General features: G+C 72.2%; 21 protein-coding genes. 9 read left to right on the forward strand and 12 right to left on the reverse strand.

The genetic code is table 11. The features are described 5' to 3' along the window. The first annotated feature begins 17 nt into the window (after positions 1–17). From mobA to O7605_RS20145, 3 genes are all read left to right on the forward strand, one after another. Positions 18–617 carry a molybdenum cofactor guanylyltransferase gene (gene mobA, locus O7605_RS20135; protein WP_269740599.1) on the forward strand — a complete coding sequence of 200 codons (600 nt, stop codon included), beginning with the start codon at positions 18–20 and terminating at the stop codon, positions 615–617. Beyond that, positions 614–898, forward strand: coding sequence for a DUF6457 domain-containing protein (locus O7605_RS20140; RefSeq protein WP_269740600.1), 285 nt, complete (start codon positions 614–616; stop codon positions 896–898). The genes mobA and O7605_RS20140 overlap by 4 nt, the downstream gene beginning before the upstream one ends. A gap of 83 nt (positions 899–981) precedes the next feature. Continuing rightward, on the forward strand, positions 982–2061 hold the full coding sequence (locus O7605_RS20145) for a T3SS (YopN, CesT) and YbjN peptide-binding chaperone 1 (RefSeq protein ID WP_269740601.1): 1080 nt from the start codon (positions 982–984) through the stop codon (positions 2059–2061). 6 nt (positions 2062–2067) lie between these two features. Here O7605_RS20145 and O7605_RS20150 read toward each other — a convergent pair whose 3' ends face one another. From O7605_RS20150 to O7605_RS20160, 3 genes are all read right to left on the reverse strand, one after another. After that, positions 2068–3024, reverse strand: a complete 957-nt coding sequence (locus O7605_RS20150) for a zinc-binding dehydrogenase (protein WP_269740602.1) — start codon at positions 3022–3024, stop codon at positions 2068–2070. 115 nt (positions 3025–3139) lie between these two features. Further along, positions 3140–5056: a beta-propeller domain-containing protein gene (locus tag O7605_RS20155; RefSeq protein ID WP_269740603.1), complete on the reverse strand. Its 1917-nt coding sequence runs from the start codon at positions 5054–5056 to the stop codon at positions 3140–3142. 58 nt (positions 5057–5114) lie between these two features. Beyond that, positions 5115–5573 carry an Lrp/AsnC family transcriptional regulator gene (locus O7605_RS20160; protein WP_164448819.1) on the reverse strand — a complete coding sequence of 153 codons (459 nt, stop codon included), beginning with the start codon at positions 5571–5573 and terminating at the stop codon, positions 5115–5117. Between the two features lie 59 nt (positions 5574–5632). Between O7605_RS20160 and ddaH the strand changes: the two genes are divergently transcribed. Further along, positions 5633–6466 (forward strand): dimethylargininase, encoded by an 834-nt coding sequence (ddaH, locus tag O7605_RS20165; RefSeq protein WP_443083947.1) that lies wholly within the window; start codon positions 5633–5635, stop codon positions 6464–6466. A 60-nt stretch (positions 6467–6526) separates the two neighbouring features. Here ddaH and O7605_RS20170 read toward each other — a convergent pair whose 3' ends face one another. Both O7605_RS20170 and O7605_RS20175 read right to left on the reverse strand, forming a co-directional pair. After that, positions 6527–7726, reverse strand: a complete 1200-nt coding sequence (locus tag O7605_RS20170) for an ABC transporter substrate-binding protein (RefSeq protein ID WP_269740604.1) — start codon at positions 7724–7726, stop codon at positions 6527–6529. Between the two features lie 77 nt (positions 7727–7803). Further along, positions 7804–8601 carry an alpha/beta hydrolase family protein gene (locus O7605_RS20175; protein ID WP_269740605.1) on the reverse strand — a complete coding sequence of 266 codons (798 nt, stop codon included), beginning with the start codon at positions 8599–8601 and terminating at the stop codon, positions 7804–7806. A 100-nt stretch (positions 8602–8701) separates the two neighbouring features. Here O7605_RS20175 and O7605_RS20180 point away from each other — a divergent pair, with 100 nt between their 5' ends. Beyond that, complete coding sequence (locus O7605_RS20180) at positions 8702–9304, forward strand: bacterial proteasome activator family protein (RefSeq protein ID WP_269742697.1); 603 nt, start codon at positions 8702–8704, stop codon at positions 9302–9304. A 48-nt stretch (positions 9305–9352) separates the two neighbouring features. On the opposite strand, the gene O7605_RS20185 is transcribed toward O7605_RS20180, so the two are convergent. The 3 genes from O7605_RS20185 to O7605_RS20195 all read right to left on the reverse strand — a co-directional run bounded on the left by O7605_RS20185 (position 9353) and on the right by O7605_RS20195 (position 11876). Beyond that, the gene (locus tag O7605_RS20185; protein WP_269740606.1) at positions 9353–10165 is read right to left on the reverse strand and encodes an HAD family hydrolase; all 813 of its coding nucleotides are present in this window, start codon (positions 10163–10165) and stop codon (positions 9353–9355) included. Next, complete coding sequence (locus O7605_RS20190) at positions 10165–10986, reverse strand: HAD family hydrolase (RefSeq protein WP_269740607.1); 822 nt, start codon at positions 10984–10986, stop codon at positions 10165–10167. Before O7605_RS20190 ends, O7605_RS20185 begins: the two co-directional genes overlap by 1 nt. 176 nt (positions 10987–11162) lie before the next feature. Further along, complete coding sequence (locus tag O7605_RS20195; RefSeq protein ID WP_269740608.1) at positions 11163–11876, reverse strand: hypothetical protein; 714 nt, start codon at positions 11874–11876, stop codon at positions 11163–11165. Positions 11877–12032: 156 nt separating this feature from the next. Between O7605_RS20195 and O7605_RS20200 the strand changes: the two genes are divergently transcribed. The 3 genes from O7605_RS20200 (at position 12033) to O7605_RS20210 (ending at position 13720) form a co-directional block, all read left to right on the forward strand. Further along, positions 12033–12464: an OsmC family protein gene (locus O7605_RS20200; RefSeq protein ID WP_269740609.1), complete on the forward strand. Its 432-nt coding sequence runs from the start codon at positions 12033–12035 to the stop codon at positions 12462–12464. Between the two features lie 125 nt (positions 12465–12589). After that, on the forward strand, positions 12590–12934 hold the full coding sequence (locus tag O7605_RS20205) for a metallopeptidase family protein (RefSeq protein WP_216592783.1): 345 nt from the start codon (positions 12590–12592) through the stop codon (positions 12932–12934). A gap of 69 nt (positions 12935–13003) precedes the next feature. Further along, on the forward strand, positions 13004–13720 hold the full coding sequence (locus O7605_RS20210) for an AIM24 family protein (RefSeq protein WP_164448827.1): 717 nt from the start codon (positions 13004–13006) through the stop codon (positions 13718–13720). A gap of 76 nt (positions 13721–13796) precedes the next feature. Here O7605_RS20210 and pheA read toward each other — a convergent pair whose 3' ends face one another. The 4 genes from pheA to O7605_RS20230 all read right to left on the reverse strand — a co-directional run bounded on the left by pheA (position 13797) and on the right by O7605_RS20230 (position 16856). Then, complete coding sequence (gene pheA / locus O7605_RS20215; protein ID WP_269740610.1) at positions 13797–14753, reverse strand: prephenate dehydratase; 957 nt, start codon at positions 14751–14753, stop codon at positions 13797–13799. Between the two features lie 9 nt (positions 14754–14762). Then, positions 14763–15443 carry a hypothetical protein gene (locus O7605_RS20220; protein ID WP_332317139.1) on the reverse strand — a complete coding sequence of 227 codons (681 nt, stop codon included), beginning with the start codon at positions 15441–15443 and terminating at the stop codon, positions 14763–14765. Positions 15444–15490: 47 nt separating this feature from the next. Further along, positions 15491–15949: a PAS domain-containing protein gene (locus O7605_RS20225; RefSeq protein ID WP_269740611.1), complete on the reverse strand. Its 459-nt coding sequence runs from the start codon at positions 15947–15949 to the stop codon at positions 15491–15493. A 166-nt stretch (positions 15950–16115) separates the two neighbouring features. After that, positions 16116–16856: a hypothetical protein gene (locus O7605_RS20230; protein WP_269740612.1), complete on the reverse strand. Its 741-nt coding sequence runs from the start codon at positions 16854–16856 to the stop codon at positions 16116–16118. A gap of 163 nt (positions 16857–17019) precedes the next feature. On the opposite strand from O7605_RS20230, the gene O7605_RS20235 reads away from it, so the two are divergent. Beyond that, a complete protein-coding gene (locus O7605_RS20235) occupies positions 17020–18240 on the forward strand; it encodes an arginine deiminase (protein ID WP_269740613.1) in 1221 nt (406 codons plus the stop codon). Positions 18241–18249: the final 9 nt, after the last annotated feature.

Below are 18249 nucleotides of genomic sequence, written 5' to 3' on the forward strand. Positions count from 1 at the left end.
GCGGTTAACGTGGCGGCATGACGGCGTACGCGGCGTTGGTGCTCGCCGGAGGTGCGGGGCGTCGGATGGGCGGGCGGGACAAGGCGGTGTTACCGGTCGGCGGGGTGCCGATGCGGGAGCGGGTGCTGACCGCCGTGGCCGATGCGTCGCCCCGGATCCTGGTCGGCCCCGGACCGGCGATCACCGGCGTTCGGCTGACCCGGGAGACACCACCGGGCGGTGGGCCGGTGGCCGCCGTCGCGGCCGGGCTGGCCCTGCTCGACCCGGAGGTACCCGTCGTCGCCCTGCTCGCCGCCGACCTGCCCCTGCTGACCCGGGACGCCGTCGGCGACCTGCTGGACCATCTCCCGGGCTCGGCGGCCCTCGACGGGGCCTGCTACGTGGACCGGTCGGGGCGACGGCAGACGCTGTGCGGGGTGTGGCGGTCACCGGCCCTGCGGGCGGCCGTCGACCAACTCACCGTTCGACGCGGCGGTGAGGTGGCCGGTGCGCCGCTGCGGGAGCTGCTCGCCGGCCTCACCGTGCGCGAGGTGACGTGGCACGGTGCCGGCCCGGAGCCCTGGTTCGACTGCGACACTGAGCGTGACCTACGCCGGGCGGAGGAGTGGACGCGATGACGGTGCTGGACGACTGGGTCACGGCCGCCTGTGCGGAGCTGGGTCTCGACCCGGCGGAGGTGCCGGTGCCGACCGTGCTGGATCTGGCCCGCGATGTGGCTCACCAGGTGCTGCGGCCCGGTGCGCCGGTCTCCGCGTACCTGCTCGGTCTGGCCGTCGGGCGCGGCGCTGATCCGGCCGTGGCCGTGGCCCGGCTCGCCGGGTTGGCCGCCACCTGGCCGGTGGAGCTGGGCGGCGATCCGCATCCGCGGGCCGACCCGGCCGGCCCCGACCACGGTTGACGACCGCGTTGTCCGATCACGGTCCGGGCTGATCCGTCCCGGCAGCCTGCTGGGTAGGGTGACCGGAACGGACGGAGGCGATCATGACGGCTGACCACCCCTCGGCACCGCCCGGCACGCCGGCGCACCACGAGTCGATCCTGCTCGACGAGCCGAGCACGGCCGACCTGCGGGCGAAGGTGACCGAGGCGTGGCGGGACTTCGCCCGGGCGCTGGCGGAGCGGCTGTCCACGCTGCCGCCGGGCGCGGAGGCGGCCCTGACCCTCGACCCGACCGCCTCCGGCACCGACGACGCGGTCTACTCCGTCTACGTCGAGGTGCGCGGCGACGGGAGGTTCGCCGCCCGGGCGGTGGGCAACGCGGCCCTGCCGCAGGGGTACCGGCTGGACCGGGCGGCCGTCGCCGACATGGTCGCGCTGGGCTGGTCACCGCCGGGCGTGGTGGACGGCTCGGGGGACCACTTCGGGTTGGACGCCCCGGCGGACGGAGCCACCCGGCTGGCCGCGCTGCTCTCCCGTACCCTGCGCGACATCTACGGTGCCCCGCACCCGGCCTTTCTGGTGTACGCATTCGCCGACGGCGAGGGCGAGCCGATTCCCGGCAAGGCGTTGGGGACGGCCCGCAGTGAGGTGAACCTGGCGCGGGAGATCGGCACCGAGCTGGAGAAGGCGCTGGCGGCGACCGACGAGGCCGATGCCGACATCGAGGTGCTGGATCTGGCCGAGCGGGTACGCACGGTCGTCTCGACCATGCTCAAGTCGGACTCCGACCGGCTCCAGGTCGACTCGGACGGCGACATCAACATCCGGGCCGGCTCGGCGATGGTCTTCGTCCGGGTGCGGGACAATCCGCCACTCGTCGACGTCTTCTCGCCGGTGCTGACCGAGGTCGAGCCGACCGAGCGGCTGTACGTGAAGCTCTCCGAGCTGACCAACCGGATGCCGATCGGACGCCTCTACTGTGCCGACGACACGGTGTGGGCGTCGATCCCGGTCTTCGGCCGCAACTTCCAGCCGACCCACCTGATGCTCGCGGTGCAGGTGATGACCGGGCTCGCGGACGAGCTGGACGACCGCCTGCACGGCGAGTTCGGCGGTAAGCGGTTCTTCGGCGAGGGCGACAAGCCGGGCCGCGGCGAGCACCGCACCGGCATGTACCTCTGAGGGCGGTCAGCGCACGTCGAGCAGGGTCTTGCCGACCGTCGACCGGGCCTCGATGGCCGCGTGCGCCTCGGCCGCCCGAGCCAACGGGAAACGCTGGCCGATCACCGGGCGCAGCCGCCCGGCCGCACCCTCCGCCAGCGCCCGCTCGGTGTACGCCCGCAGCTGGGCGGGGGTCGGCGTCGGCCGGACCAGCGTCACGCCCCGCTCGGCGGCGGCCCGCTCGTCGATGCCCGCCCACTCACCGCTGGCCAGCCCGAAGCTGAGCATCCGCCCGTCCCGGTCGAGCAGGTCGAACGCGTCCCGCCCGACCGTGCCCCCCACCCCGTCGAAGACCACGTCGACGGCACCGGTCGCCGACCGTACCCGCCCGACCCAGTCCGGCTGCCGGTAGTCGACGGCGATCTCGGTGCCCAGCGGAGGCAGCAGGGCGACCTTGCGGGTACCGCCGGCGAGGCCGACCACCCGTGCTCCGGCGGCTGCGGCGAGCTGGACGAGCAGGCTGCCCACCCCACCGGCGGCGGCCTCGATCAGCACCCGGTCTCCCGACCGGACATCGGCCGCCTCGGCGAGCATCAAGGCCGTACGCCCGTCGGCGAGCAGGGCGACCGCCTGGTCGAGCGGCAGCCCGTCCGGCACCACCACCGGCAGCGCCGCGTCCACCACGACCCGCTCGGCGTACGCGCCGGTGCCGCCGGTGCCGCTGACCACCTGTCGGCCGACCAGGTTCGGATCGACGCCCGGTCCGACGTCGCCGATCAGACCGCCGACGCCGTTGCCCGGGATCACCGGCAGCGTCGCGCCCGACGGGCCGAAGCCCGTCGCCCGGAACTGGGTCTCCACGAAGGTGATGTTGGTGTGTACGACGTCGATCAGCACCTGTCCCGGTCCGGGCACGGGATCGGGTGCGGTACCCGGCACCAGCTTCTCCGGACCGCCGAACTCGTGGATCCACACCGCCCGCATGACTCCCCCTTCACCGCCGCTTCCGCCGAGTCGACCAGTTGAAGCGTGGTTGAGGTCAAGGCGGGTGGGGCCCGGAAACCCCGAGAAACCGGGCCCCACCCGCGGGGAGGAAGGTTCAGGTTGCGGCGATCCAGGCCAGGCTCCGGGCCGACGCCGGGTCGGTGGCGCGCAGGCCCGCCTCGGAGACCGTCCAGAGCACGTCGCCGACCACGAGGGACCGTCGTACCGGCGGGTGCCACTGCCGCCGGCTGCTGTCGCCGCCGACCGGGTGGGTCACCTCGCCGATCTCGCCGATGGTGTCGCCGCTGACCCGCAGCAGCCGGACACCGGCGTCGACCGGCAGCGCCACCAGGCCGGTGTCCGGGCGGTACAGGAAGGCGTGCGGGTCGTGCTCGGCGTAGGACCACCCGCTGGGCAGGTGCCACTGGTCCAACCGGTCCGGCCGGGTGGGATCACCGACGTCGAAGAGCGAGACCTGCACTCCCTTGGTCCTGCCCCGGGCGTCGGCCTCCTGACCGACGCCCAGCAGGCGCCCCTCGGGCAGCGGATGCAGGTACGCGGAGTAGCCGGTGATCTTCAGCTCGCCGGTGACCACGGGTGCGGCCGGGTCGGCGAGGTCGAGCGCGTAGAGCGGATCGGTCTGCCGGAACGTCACGACGTACGCGACCGGGCCGAGGTAGCGCACCGAGTAGATCCGCTCACCCCGCCCGAGGCCGCCGACCGCGCCGACCGGCACCAGCGCCCCGTCGTCGTGGCGTAGCACCCGAACCGCCGACTCGGATTCGCTGCCGTCGTCCCGGAATTCGCCGGTGGTGGTGGCCACCCGAAGGTGTCCCGCCCACTCGGAGAGCGCGTACTGGTTGATCAGTCGGCCGGGGACCGAACCGGCGGCCAGGAAGCGGGGACGCCCCGGCGCGGCGGTGTCGAACTGGTAGATGTCGGTGACCGGCTCGGCCGACGACGGCCGCCAGCGCGGCTTACCGGTGATCGGCTCCGGACGCGGACCCGCCAGGTAGAGGCTGGTCGCCGTGCCGTAGACGGTGTCGGCGTCGGCGGCCACCGAGACCGGATCACCGTCGCCCAGCCGGTCGCGGGTGAGATCGAAGCTGAGCACGGTGAGGGTGGACCAGCCGGTCATCCGCTCGGGTCGACTGAGCCGGTCGCAGCCGACCCGACCGGTGTGCCGCTCCGGTCCGGCGGTCCACTCGTACTCCGGCAGCCACGCCTCGACACCGGCCCGGGCGATCACCTGGCGGTTGCGTTCGGTGCGGACCTGGTCGGTGCCCTCGGCCGCCAGCGGGAATTCCAACTGGGCGTACGAACGGACCGCGACCCGGGCGGTGTCGCCGGTGAGCCGGGCGTCGACCGTGCTGCCCTGGATGCGGTACGTGCCGAGCACCACGGGACGACCGGACAGGCCGATCAGCAGCAGGCGGGCGCCGCCGGGACGCCTGATCGAGCGCAGCGCGTCGGCCGGACGCGGCGGATCCTCGCCGAGCACCAGCGCGCGGTCGCCGAGCAGCAACAGCCGGTGGTCCTGCCAGCGCAGTTCCTCCCGACCGCCGGCCAGGTCGAGTCGCCCGGTGACGCGGCGGTTCACCGGATCGACCACCCGCAGCACCCCGCCGGTGACGGTGACGATCCGTCGGCCGTCGGTCTTCACCAGGTCGGGTTCGTCGGCGCCGGCCTCGTGGTTGTTCGTCGTCGAATAGTCTGCCCCGGCGGCGTCTGCCGGGGCTCCGGCGAAGGTGCGGGCCGCCGACTCCGCGCCACCGATCGCCGCCGTCCGGTCGCCGAACAGCGCCACGTCACCGGCGAAGCCGTACGGGCCGACCGAGGCGGTGGCCGCCGCCCGCAGCTCCGTGAGGGCGTCGGCGCAGGAGTCGAAGGAGACCAGGCCGACCGGCACCATCGGTGCTCCGGTGGTGTCCGGTCCGGTCGGCGGAGGTTGCGTCACGGTCATGCTGCCGGCGAGCAGAGCGAGCGCGACAAGCGAACCGCCCGCCGTGGCGACCTTGGTTCCCCGTTTCATGGCCGATTCGACGCGGTGGCTCCGCGTTCGGTTCCAGCCCGAATGGGCTGTTGCGGCTTCAGCCGGTGGAGGGGCCCACGCCGGGAGACTCGACCAGCCGGGAGAGCACGATGGTGCTGCGGCTGGAGGTCACGAACGTCTCGGCCCGCAGCCGCTCCAGCGCCTCCTCAAGGTGGGCGATGTCGGCGGCCCGCAGGTGCACCAGGGCGTCGGCCTCCCCGGAGACGGTGTACGCACCGACCACCTCGGGATGACGGCGCACGGCGGCGCCGATCTGCGCCGGGGTGGTCCGTCCGGCACAGAACAGCTCCACGAAGGCCTCGGTGGTCCAGCCGACCGAGGCCGGATCCACGATGGCCGTGAATCCCCGGATCACGCCGGCGGACCGCAGTCGATCGACCCGCCGTTTCACCGCCGGAGCCGAGAGCGACACCCGGGTGCCGATGTCGGCGTACGAGGCGCGGGCGTCCGCGACGAGCAACGCAATGATTCGCTGGTCAACGGCGTCGATCTGCAATGTTCCGCCTCTGGGAAGCAATGTTTGCGGCTGTTACCAAAGTTCTACCCTACCTACTCTTGGTGACCGTGAACCAGCAGCGCGTGCCGCGAAAGCGGACATATCTCATGTGCTCCCCCGAGCACTTCGCGGTCGAGTACGCGATCAACCCGTGGATGGACGTGACCGCCACGGTCGACGTGGAGCTGGCGGTCAAGCAGTGGGACCGCCTGCGGGAGACCCTGGTCGACCTCGGCCACGAGGTGCATCTGCTGGTACCGGAGCCAGGTCTGCCCGACATGGTCTACGCGGCCAACGGTGCGTTCATGGTCGACGGCACGGTCTACGGGGCTCGGTTCAAGCACCAGCAGCGGGCCGCCGAGGCGGCCACGCACCGGGCCTTCCACGAGTCGCAGGGCTGGCGGTTCATCGCGCCGAACGAGACGAACGAGGGCGAGGGCGACTTCGCGTACCTGCCGGAGGCGCACGGCGGGCTGATTTTGGCCGGGCACGGCTTCCGTACCGAGTTGCCGGCGCACGCCGAGGCACAGGAGGCGCTCGGTCGGCCGGTGATCTCACTGCGGTTGGTCGACCCGCGCTTCTACCACCTGGACGTGGCGCTCGCCTCGATCGACGACGGGAACGTCGTCTACTACCCCGGTGCCTTCTCCGCCGCCAGTCAGCGGGTGCTCGCCCAGCTCTTCCCGGACGCGGTGCTGGCGGACGACGAGGATGCCCTCGCCTTCGGGCTGAACCTGGTCAGCGACGGCGCCAACGTGGTGCTCAACAGCGAGGCCACCCGGCTCGCCGGTCGGCTCAAGGTGGCCGGCTACACCCCGGTGCCGGTGGAGCTGGCCGAGCTGAAGAAGGGCGGTGGCAGCGTGAAGTGCTGCGTCGCCGAGCTCCGGTACTGAGCCCAGGCAGAGCGACGAGGCCGTCCCCGGACCGGGGACGGCCTCGTTTCCGTCGCACAGTCAGCCGAGCGTGGCCAACTCGTTGACCAGCACGTTCGACACCACCTGGCCGTCGCGCTGCACCTCGCGCAGGTACCACTTCTGCTGCGGCGTACGCGGCTGGTTGAACTGCCAGGCACCGCGTGGACTGTCGATCTGCCCGATCCGGCCCAGCGCGAGGTTCACCTGCTGCGGGGTGGGCGCCTCGCCGGCGAGACGGATCGCCTGGTCGAGCACCTTGGCCGCGTCGTACGAGGCCATCGCGTACGTGGTCGGCGAGGTGTTGTGCTTCTTGCGGTAGGCCGAGGCGAACCGGCGGTTGGCGGCGTTGTTGAGGTCGGCGGAGTAGTTCAATGCGGTGCGGATGCCGAGTGCGTCGCTCGTCGGGCGGATGTCCTCCAGCACCGAGCCTTCGGTGAGGAAACCGGGGGCGTAGATCCGGCCCCGGAACCCGGCGTCGCGCAGCTGCATGATGAACTCCACTGCCGCCGTGCCGGAGTAGAAGCAGAAGACGACCGACGGGTTGCCGGCCAGCGCGCGGTTGATGTCCGAGACGTAGGTGGTCCTGCTGGGACTGCTGTCGCCGGAGGTCCAGACCACCGGGGAGGCGATCCGCGGGTCGGATTCGCCGAACTCCTCGCGGAACCCACGGAGCACGTCCTCGACGCCGAGAACCCCTTCCGGCAGGATCGTGGCGACCCGGTCGGAGGCGGCGAGTTCGTCCTTCAGGTAGCGACCGAGCGCCCGGCCCGCCTCGTCCAGCACGTACGAGGTACGCCAGATGTACACGACGCTCTGCAGGCTCGGCGGGGAGGCGTTGGAACCGATCAACGGAACTCGGGCCTGTTCCACGATGTCCCGGATCCCGAACATCACCGCCGAGCTGGCGACCCCGGTCAGGGCGAGGACGCCCTGCTTGAGCAGTCCCTCGACGGCGGCCTGTCCGGACTTGACGTCGTCGCCCTCGTCGGCCGTGATCAGGTCGACCGGGTGGCCGCCGAGCTGCCTGTCGTTCAGGTCCAGGTACAGCTCGAAGCCGTTGCCGAGTTCGTCGCCGACGGCCTTGCCCGCACCGGACTGTGGCGCGATGAGCCCGATCTTGATCGGGCTCGCTGAGCTGGTGGCCTCGGGCTCGGCGTCGGAGCCGCACCCGGCGACGAGTCCGCTCGTACCGATCGCGGCCAGCAGCTGGAGTGCCCGCCTGCGGTTCATCTGCGACACCGGGTTCCCTTCGAATGTGTTGCCGGGCGCATCCGCCCCTTCGGCGTTCTACCTGCTCGGCGACGCTGCGTCAATGGCTAGTGATCTTCGTGCAGAGACCGCAACGCGGCGGTAACTTCCGGCCATGCGGACGAGCCGGGGGCGATAAGACCGAAATGCTCGCAATCTGGCAGCTCAATCAGGCGGATATCGGTGCCCGCGGCGCGGGCGGAAGCCACGTAATTTCGAGATAGGTCGATGGGTACCTGCTGATCCAGCGTGCCGTGCATCACTACCGTGCGTGGCCGCAGGGGAACCAGGGACCGTGGATCCGTGGTCGCGTACCGCTCCGGCACGTCGGCCGGGCCGCCGCCGAGCAGCGCGGCCACCGCACCGGCGTCCAGGTCCAGCCGGTACGCCTCGGCCAGGTCGGCGACCGGGGCGAGGGCCAGCACCCCGCCGACGGCACCGGGTGCGTGGGCCGCCGCGTACAACGCGAGGTGCCCGCCGGCCGAGTGACCGAGCAGCAGCGGGGCCGTCGAGGCGATCCGGTCCGACAGTGCGGACTCGGCCAGCCGGGGCAGCGCGGAGACTCCGGCCAGCACGTCGGTGAGGGTGCCGGGCCAGCCACCACCGGGCTGCCCGGTCCGCCGGTACTCCAACTGGGCCACCGGGTAGCCGCTCGCGGCCAGTGCGCTCGCCAGCGGCCCGGTGTGCCGCCGGTCGTACTCCGCACGCCAGAAACCGCCGTGCACCACCACCACCAGCGGCCGGGGTGGCCCGGAGCCGGCCGGGCGGCGCAGGTCGGCGATCTGGTCCGGATGGTCGCCGTAGGCGACGGTGACGTCCGGTTCGGGCGCGGGGCGAGTCAGCACCGCCCGGGGATCGGAGGGCATCGGGCGACGGTAGCGCGGTTCACGACCAGCCGGGGGATGGGTGCCCGACCGGGGCCGCAGCAGCGGGCCGGCGGGCAGTGCGGGCGGCGACTGGGTAAAGATGGAGGGCATGACCGAAGCGCGCTCCGCTGGACAGAACGACGAGCCCGACCGGGACGGTGCCGGGCGGTCCGGAACCGTGGTGGTGGTCGGGCCGGACGGCCGGCCCGTCGGCACCGTGCAGACCGAGGACGGACCCGGCGAGGATCCGTCGCGCCTGGTCGAACAGCCGGCCAAGGTGATGCGGATCGGCAGCATGATCAAGCAGCTGTTGGAGGAGGTCAAGGCCGCTCCCCTGGACGACGCCAGCCGGCACCGGATGCGGGAGATCCACCAACGGTCGATCGTCGAGCTGAAGGAGGGACTCGCCCCCGAGCTGCGCGAGGAACTGGAACGGATCTCGCTGCCGTTCTCCGAGGACCAGGCACCGAGTGAGGGCGAGCTGCGCATCGCCCACGCCCAGCTGGTCGGCTGGCTGGAAGGACTGTTCCACGGCATCCAGGCAGCGCTGGTCGCGCAGCAGATGGCGGCCCGGGTGCAACTGGAGCAGATGCGCTCCGGCCGGCAGGCGCTGCCCAGCGGACCGGCCGGGGCGATGCTGCCCGGGATGCCCGGCATGGGTCAGCCGAGTGGTGAAGGACACAGCACCGGCCAGTACCTCTGACCACCGTCCCGGTGCGGTCGCGCTCGCCGCGCGTCGCACCGGGACGACTCACCGCACTCCGAAGACCTTCTCCAGGTACGCGGCCACCCCGTCGGACGAGTTCGCCGGAGCGACCTCGTCGGCGATCGCCAGCACGTCCGGGTGCGCGTTGCCCACCGCGACGGCGCGTCCCGCCCAGGTGAGCATCGGCAGGTCGTTGGGCATGTCGCCGAAGGCCAGCACGTCCGGCGCCGCGACGCCGATGCGGTGGCAGTACCAGGCCAGGCCGGCGGCCTTCGTGACCCCCGCCGCCGAGATCTCCACCAGCCCGGAGTGCGAGGAGTGGGTGGCCTCCGCGAGCCCGGCGAGGGCGGCGGCGACCAGTCGGGTGAAGCGGTCCGGGTCCTGCTCACCGGCCCGCGCGAGCAGTTTGACCGCCGGCACCGACAACAGCTCCTCAGCGGTCTGCACGGCCCGGATCGCCTCGTCGTCGGCGTCCCACCGCAACGGGTAGTGCGCCTCGTGACGCATCTCCCGACCGTCGACGATCTCCACGGCCAGGCTCACCCCGGGTACCTCGGCCCGCAGGCGGCGGACCACCTCGGCGAGCAGTTCCGGGGCCAGCGGGTCGGCCCGCAGCACCTCGTCGGTGGTCGGGTCGTAGACCACCGCGCCGTTGGCGCAGACCGCCGGCAACGGCGCGGCCAGCTGGTCGTACACCAGCCGGAGCCAGCGGATCGGTCGGCCGGTGACCAGCACGACCGGCGTGCCCTGGTCGGAGATCCGGGCCAGCACCGCGGCGGTGCGGGCGCTGAGGGTGCGGTCGTCGCGCAGGAGTGTCCCGTCGATGTCGGTGGCGACCAGGTGTGGCGTGGAATCCATCACCGGGACAGTAGCCGGTCGAGATAGATCGCCACCCCGTCGTCGTCGTTGCGTAGGGTGATCTCGTCGGCGACCGCGCGCAGGCTCGGATGGGCGTTGGCCACGGCCACCCGCCCCCAGCCGGCCCACTCGAACATCGGCAGGTCGTTCGGCATGTCACCGAAGACCAGCACGTCCGCCGGGTCCACGCCGAGGGTCTGCGCGATGACACTGAGCCCGGAAGCCTTGTCCACCCCGGGTGGGCAGATCTCGATGAAGCCCAGGCCCGCCTGGGTGAGGGTGGCGAGGTGCGGCGGGACGATCTCGCGGGCGGTGGCCAGCAGCTCGTCCACATGGTGGTCGGCGGTACGCGCGAACGCCTTGATCACGTCACCGGCGAGGCACTCGGCGCGGCTGCGCACCTCGAACGCGTCCTGATAGGGCCAGGCGGGGTGGTAGTCACCCCAGAGCGGGGCGTCGTGCTCGTCCGACGCCTCGACCATGACCGTCAGCGGGCCGACCGCGGCCTCCAGTTCGGCCAGCAGGACGGCCAGCACCTCGCTGGAGAGGCGTTCGTCACGGAGCACCACCGGTCCGTCCGGGTCGCTCTGGTCGACCACCCGGCCACCGCCCGCCAGCACGAGGAAATCGGCGGCGCGGATGTCGTTGCGGGTCAGTTCGGTGAGCCGGGGGCCGCGACCGGTGGCGCCGACCACCGGGATACCGGCGGCGCGTACCCGGTCGAGGACCTCGTGAGTGAAGGCCGACACGGTGTCGTCGCTGCGGACGAGCGTCCCGTCGAGGTCGGTGGCGATCAGCTTGGGCAGGCCCGGGCGGGTCATCGTTCCTCCTTCGCCCGCCGCCGTCGCGACCAGCCGTTCACCTCGTCGATTGGCGACCCGGCGTGACGGCGGGCAGCAACCGTACCTCGTGGAACCGGTCGCAACCATGGCTTCCAGGCGAATCGGGTGCCAACGGGCGACGCACCGGAGATGACCTCTCGACCAGGGGCGGAGGGTCAGTCGGGCGGTGCCTCCCGGGCGAAGGGCACCGTCGGTGTGACGGTGATGTCCGCAGGCGGGCGGTCCCCTTCCGGCGCCACGTCCGCCGGTGTCCGGCGACGGCGACGGCGCGGCCCGTCCACCTCTGGCCGGGCTTCGGCCGCTCCGGGCGAGGCCCGCAGGAGCGCGGCGGCGAACAGCCCGACGGCGACGAAGGCGACGATCAGGCCGCGGCCGTACTCGACGTCCACGGTCATTTCCGGGTTCAGGTACATCCCCCGTCCCAGCGTGTCGTCGAGCGCCGTCGCGGTCGTCGCCAGCAGCGCGAGCACACCCGCGGCGAGGGCGAGTCCGGCCACCCGGGCATTCGCCCGAACGGACTCCGTGCCGCGCAGCGCGAGCGCCACCGTGGCACCGAGCGCTAGCAGCCCGACCAGGTACGCCGAGCCCAGCCCGACGTCGGAGACGCCGCTTGTCACCTGGAGCGGGGTCGCCGGGTCCGGTCCGCCGTTGGGGATGGTGAGCGTCGACCATTCGCCCAGCAGCGACGCCAGGGCTGCCGCCGCACCGAGCCCGGCCAGCAGCACCGGCACCCGGTGGTCCCCGCCGAGGCCACCGAGAGCCCGCCGGAACCGGCCGGTCGCCGGCGACTCGTCCTCCGCACCCCACTCGATGACGCTGGCACTGTCGGAACGGTCGTCCTGACGGGGGATGGGGAGGTCGTGGGTCATCACTCACCCTCTCCTGGTGGCCGGGGCGCCGCGCGTCCGCCGCGCTGCGGGGTCCGGGTCGCATCATGACACAGCCGGGACGCGACGCCGAGGAACGACCACGTGGCCACCGGCGGTCGGTCGCCTGCCGGCCGCCGGTGGACTAGCGTCAGGTGCATGCCTATTCGTACCGCTTCCGCACGCTGGCAGGGCAACCTCACCGAGGGCTCCGGCACCATCCGCACCGGCAAGGGCGGCTTGGAGGGGAACTACTCCTTCAAGTCCCGCTTCGAGGAGGGTGAGGGCACCAACCCCGAGGAACTGATCGGTGCCGCCCACGCCGGCTGCTTCTCGATGGCCTTCTCCAAGGCGCTGGCCGACGCCGGCACGACGCCCACCTCCGTGGAGACCACCGCGAAGGTTCACCTCGACAAGACCGACGCCGGCATGACCGTGACCCGGATCGAGCTGGACACCGTCGGCGAGGTGCCCGGCATCGACGAGGGGCAGTTCGCCAAGCTGGCCGAGACCGCCAAGCAGAACTGCCCGATCTCCCGCCTGCTCTCGCCCGGCGCCGAGATCACCCTCACCGCCCGCCTCACCTCCTGACCAACCCCCTCTCCCTTCCGCGTCGATCTTGCGCTTCCGGTCTCCGTTACGCGGCTTCTGTGCCGGTTCGCGGCGACCGGAAGTGCAAGATCGCGGGCGGGGTGGGGAAGAATGGGGGCGTGGCGGTGGAGATGGGGCGGGAGCGGTTCGAGGAGCTCGTGGGGGAGGCGCTCGACGAGGTTCCGGAGGAACTGCTGGCGCTGATGAACAACGTGGTGATCCTGGTCGAGGACGACCCGCCGCCCGGCGAGGATCTGCTCGGCCTGTACGAGGGACACGCGTTGACCGAACGCGGCTGGGACTACGCGGGCGTACTGCCGGACCGGATCCTCATCTACCGCAATCCGATCCTGCGCATCTGTGCCAGCGACGAGGACGTGGTCGACGAGGTGGCCGTCACGGTGGTGCACGAGATCGCTCACCACTTCGGCATCGACGACGCGCGCCTGCACGAGCTGGGCTGGGGCTGAGGGGCCGCCGCCCGGGGTTGCGGGCCGGCCCTACCGTCTCGGCCAGGTACGGCGAGTACGGGAGGAAACATGCGCAGCGAGCTGTTCTCGGCGGCGAATCTGGAGCAGGAGTCGACGCAACCCGGCATGCGGTTGCAGAACTCCAAGATGTTGAAGATCGAACTCGACGGTGAGGCGATGGCCCGGGTCGGCTCGATGGTGGCCTACCAGGGGCAGGTGCAGTTTCAGGCGCTCGGCTCCGGTGGACTGGGCAACTTCATCAAGCAGAAGCTCACCGGTGAGGGCGTACCGCTGATGAAACTCACCGGACGCGGGGACGTCTTCCTCGCCGACTTCGCCAAGGACGTGCACGTCATCGACCTGGAGCCGGGCGACGCCCTGTCCATCAACGGCTCGAGCGTGCTCGCCTTCGACGCCACCCTCCGTTATGACATCAAGATGGTCGGCGGGGCCGGCATGGCCTCGTCCGGCCTGTTCAACTGCGTCTTCACCGGGCACGGCAGGATCGCCGTCACCACCCGGGGGACGCCGGTCGTACTCAACGTCGACGCGCCCACCTACGTCGACCCGCAGGCCGCCGTCTGCTGGTCGGCGAGCCTGCAGACCGGTTACCACCGGGCCGACCAGCTCGGGCTCGGCACGCTGCTCGGCCGCACCACCGGTGAGGCGTACACGATGAGCTTCGCCGGTCACGGCTTCGTCGTCGTCCAGCCCTCCGAGGAGCCACCGATCATGGGTAGCGGCCAGCAGGACCAGGGCGGAGTGCTCGGCGGCCTGTTCCGGTAGCCGGTCCTGGCGGCGCTCACGCCGGCCGGCAAAGCCAGGGCCCGGTTGCGCCGGCAGGCGGCGCGCGCGGAGCCGCTCAGGTCAGCTCGCCCGCGCGTAGCCGGGCGAGCCAGGCCGCGGCGTCGGTGTAGTCCGCATCGGAAAGGCCTGCCGGTGCGGCCACCGGCCGTTCCCTGGTCGACGCGTCCCAGCGGTGTCGGGGATACGAGCCGAGGAAGCGTACGTCGGCGCAGATCCGGCGCAGCCCCTGCAACGCCTCGCCCATCCGCACGTCGGCGACGTGACCGGTGCAGTCGAGGAAGAAGACGTACCGGCCGAGCGCCTCGCCCGTGGGCCGGGACTCGATCCGGGTCAGGTTGACCCCGCGGACCGCCAGCTCCATCAGCACGGACAGCAGCGCGCCCACCCGGTCGTGCGCGATGTAGACGGCGAGCGACGTCACGTCGTCGCCGGTGGGCGGCGGAGGTGGCCCGGGCCGCGACAACAGCGCGAAGCGGGTCACCGCGTCCGGATGGTCAGCGATCTTGTCAGCCAGGACGGCGAGCCGGTGTCGGGTCGCGCCGATGGGGGCGCAGATGGCCGCGTCGAACTCACCGTTGGCCGCGCCGGCCGCCGCCGCACCGTTGGACAGCACATCCACCACGACCGCGTCCGGCAGGTGCGTACGCAGCCAACCTCGGCACTGGGTGGACGCCTGGGGGTGGGCGGCGACGCTACGCACCGACGGCAGCAGGGTTCCCGCGCGTGCCCCGAGTACGAACTCCACCGGCAGGATCACTTCTCGGGTGATGACCAGCGGCTCGCCCTCGGCCAACTCGTCGAGGGTGACCCCGACCGCGCCGCCGATCGAATTCTCCAGGGGCACCAGAGCCGCGTCGGCCTCGGCGGCGCGGACCGCCTCCAGCGCCTCACCGACGCTGCGGGCCGACGTGCGGCTGCCCCGCTCTGCGGCCGGCAACGTACGCAGTGCCTGCTCGGCGAAGGTGCCCTCGGGACCGAGGTAGACGAAACGGGTCGGCGGCGTTCCCGGCATGTGCTCAGCCTACGCACCCGGAGTCGGCGACGAGCCCGACGGCGTGGGTGACGGGGTCGACGGCGTCGGGACCGGCACCGGAACACCGCCGTCACTGCCACAGGTCAACGCCTGGATACCGGGCGGACTGGCGACCCGCACCTCGGCCGTGCACACGTCGGTGCCGGCGGTCACCAGGCGCAGCGTTCCGGCCCGGTCCCGGGTGACCACCTGGAGCGGCTCGTAGCCGGCCACGTCGAGCGTGGTCAGGTGCCAGTCGGCGGCACACAACGGACCCTTGCTGACGCTGACCCGGGCGCTGCCGGGCAGCAGCCCACGCCGACCCCGCACCAACTCGATGATCCGTTTCGCGGACGGTTCCCCGGTGCAGGCCACCGCGACCAACCCGGGGTCGGCCGACGGCATGGTCGGAACGGCGCCGGGAAGTGCGCCGAACGACGGGGTGGCGGGGCTGGTCGGGCTGCTCGGTGTCCGGGTGGGCGCCAGGGTCGGCAGGCCGCCGCTGTCGCGGACCTCCGGGGGCGCGCCGCATCCGACGGTCAGCAGTGCGGCCAGCATGGTGACACCGACCAGTCGGCGGCGCCGCCGGCCGAGGCGGAGGGCCACGTGGGCACCGGTACGGAAGCCGGTGGTCGTCCGGCCGGGGACGGCGTGGAACGGCGAGGAGGGCGGCACGGGGGTGGTCCTCATGACGGGAGACACGGACTGGCGGGGGCCGAGCCCATGGTAGGAGGAAGTCAGACCTCGGAGAAGAAGGTGAGGGAGCCAGCCACCGCGCCGTCGGCGACCACGGGGGTGGAGATCGCGTCCACCGTCGCGTCCGGTGCGTCCTCCGTCGCCGCCTCGATCCGGAGCAGACCACGAGCCAGCCGGCCGGAGGTGAGCGCCAGCAGCGGCGGAATCTTGTCGATCTCGGGCTCGGCCAACTCGCCCCGGTAGGCGGTGAAGTCGAGCAGCCGCAGCCCGCCGTCGAGCAGCGGCAGACCGATCACGTCCTCCGGTGCGCCCAGTTGGAGCAGCTCACAACCGGCGGCGGAGACGGCCAGCACCCGGGTCTCGGCGTCGATCAGCAGGCAGGGCTCGTGCGCACTGGAGACCGTGGCCGACCAGCGGCTGATGTTGTCGCACTCAGGCTCTGTCGGTGTCCCCCCGGAGGGCGCGAACACTTCCGATAGCGAGAGTTCGACGTGGGCCACCGAGCCTCCTATGCACACCGACGATGCGTCCACGCTAGCCGGTCGCGGCAGCGACCGCCGACCGCGTTGGGCGTACGGTTGCGTCGGTGTTGATCAGTGCCCGGTCGGCGACGGCGCGGGCCGGCGGGAGCTGGGCCGCCCCGGCCGCGTGGCGTCGCCGCTGACGTTACCGGCGGCCGGCCGGCTTGTCAGCGGCCATTCGGCCGTCCTCGTACCACCGGTAGTCGGCCGCCGGTGGGTAGCCACCGTTGCCCCAGGTCCCGGGGTGCTGCGCGACCCGGGAGAGCTTCTCGGCGGTGGCCGGGCTGATCCGGTTACCGCCGGCCACCAGCAGTCGGTCGAGTTCCCGATGGGTCGCCATCAGGCAGTCCTTGGGCAGGCCGTAGACGCTGATCACCCCGGATCCCACGAAGGTGAGCACCGGGGTCACCGGGATCGGATGGCCGACCGCGGCGGTCAGCGCCTTGCTCGCCCGTCGGGCGTCGCGGCGGGCCTCGGCCACGTAAGGCGGGCGCTTGCCGTTGATCTGCACCACGTCACCGGCGACCAGAACGCGGGCGCGGCCGTGGTCGGCGATGGTGACGGCGAAGAGCCCACTCGGGCCGATGGCCAGGAACCCGGCCCGGTTGTCCGCGGGGTCGTCGAGCAGGACGTCGGCCGCGTCGGTGCGGGGCCAGTCGATGACGTGCCAGGCCGGCCCGAGATGGTCGAGCTGACCGAGTGCGCGGGCGCCGGCCGCTTCCAGCCGTCGCGCGCCGCGCTCCGCCCGACGGCGGCGGGCCCACTCCAACGGGGACGGGCGAGGAGTCGCGACCACCCCGGGAGACTCGACCCGGGGGTGCGGTACCGCCACTGGCGGGAGCGCCCTGGCGGACGGTACGGCTCGACGTGCGGGGAAAACAGTCATCGCGACCTCCGGCAAAAGGTCCCTCGAAGTTACGTTCTCACTACCCTACGTTGCCAGTCCCGGTGGTCGGCAAGCCGGAGCGCCGGAATGACTGTGGATGAATGCCATATTCACCCACGGTTGTTTTACCGGATACCGCCAAACCCTGCCCTACGCTGCGGGGGTGAGCCACTACGTGGACAGTGAAGTCGGCCGGCTCGGCACCGTCCTGTTGCACCGGCCGGGGCCGGAACTCGCCCGACTCACCCCGCGCAACAACGATTCGTTGCTCTTCGACGCGATCCCGTGGGTGGGGCGGGCACAGGAGGAGCACGACGCCTTCGCGGGGGCCCTGCGGGAACGCGGCGTCGAGGTGCTCTACCTGACCGACCTGCTCAGCGAGACGCTGGCCGTGCCGGACGCCCGGAACGAGCTGACCGCCGAGGTGCTCGACTCGCCCCGGCTCGGCGACACCCTGCGCGCCCGGGTCGCCGCGCACCTGGCGTACCTCGATCCGGCCGCGCTGGCCGGCGTCCTCGTGGCCGGACTGGCCCACGAGGAGTTGCGGGTCGGCCGGGACCGTCGAGGTGGCCTCGTCTACACCCTGATGGACCGACACGACTTCATCATCGACCCGCTGCCCAACCTGCTGTTCACCCGTGACTCGTCACTGTGGATCGGTGACCGGGTCGGCGTGACGAGCCTGGCGATGCCCGCCCGGCGGCGGGAGACCACGCTCACCGACGCCATCTACCGCCACCACCCCCGGTTCGCCGGCACCGAGTTCGTCTACCGGCCGGGCCTGGAGCCGCTGGAGGGCGGTGACGTACTACTGCTGGCACCCGGGGTGCTGGCCGTCGGTGTCGGCGAGCGGACGACTCCCGCCGGTGCCGAACGCCTCGCGCGGCGGGTCTTCGCGGCCGGACTGGCGCACACCATCCTCGTCGTACCGATCGCCCAGGAACGGGCCACCATGCACCTGGACACGATCTGCACGATGGTCGACACCGACGCGGTGCTGATGTACCCGAACGTGGCCAGCACCCTGTCGGCGTACACCGTCATCGCTGGCGCTGACGGCGAGGACCCGCGGGTGGACGGACCGTCGCCGTTCCTGCGGGCCGCCGCCGACGCGATGGACCTGGATCGGCTCCGGGTGATCGACACCGGGCTCGACCCGGTGACCGCCGAACGGGAACAGTGGGACGACGGCAACAACACCCTGGCACTCGCGCCCCGACTCTGCGTCGGCTACGAGCGCAACGTCGAGACCAACGCCCAGTTGGAGCGGGCCGGCATCGAACTCATCCCGATCGCCGGCTCGGAGCTGGGCTCGGGGCGTGGTGGCCCCCGTTGCATGTCCTGCCCGATGCTGCGGGAGCGCAGCCCGGTCCGGTCCGGATGACCGGCGGGT

This window comes from Verrucosispora sp. WMMA2121, from assembly GCF_027460185.1.
Classification (GTDB): Bacteria; Actinomycetota; Actinomycetes; order Mycobacteriales; family Micromonosporaceae; genus Micromonospora; species Micromonospora palythoicola.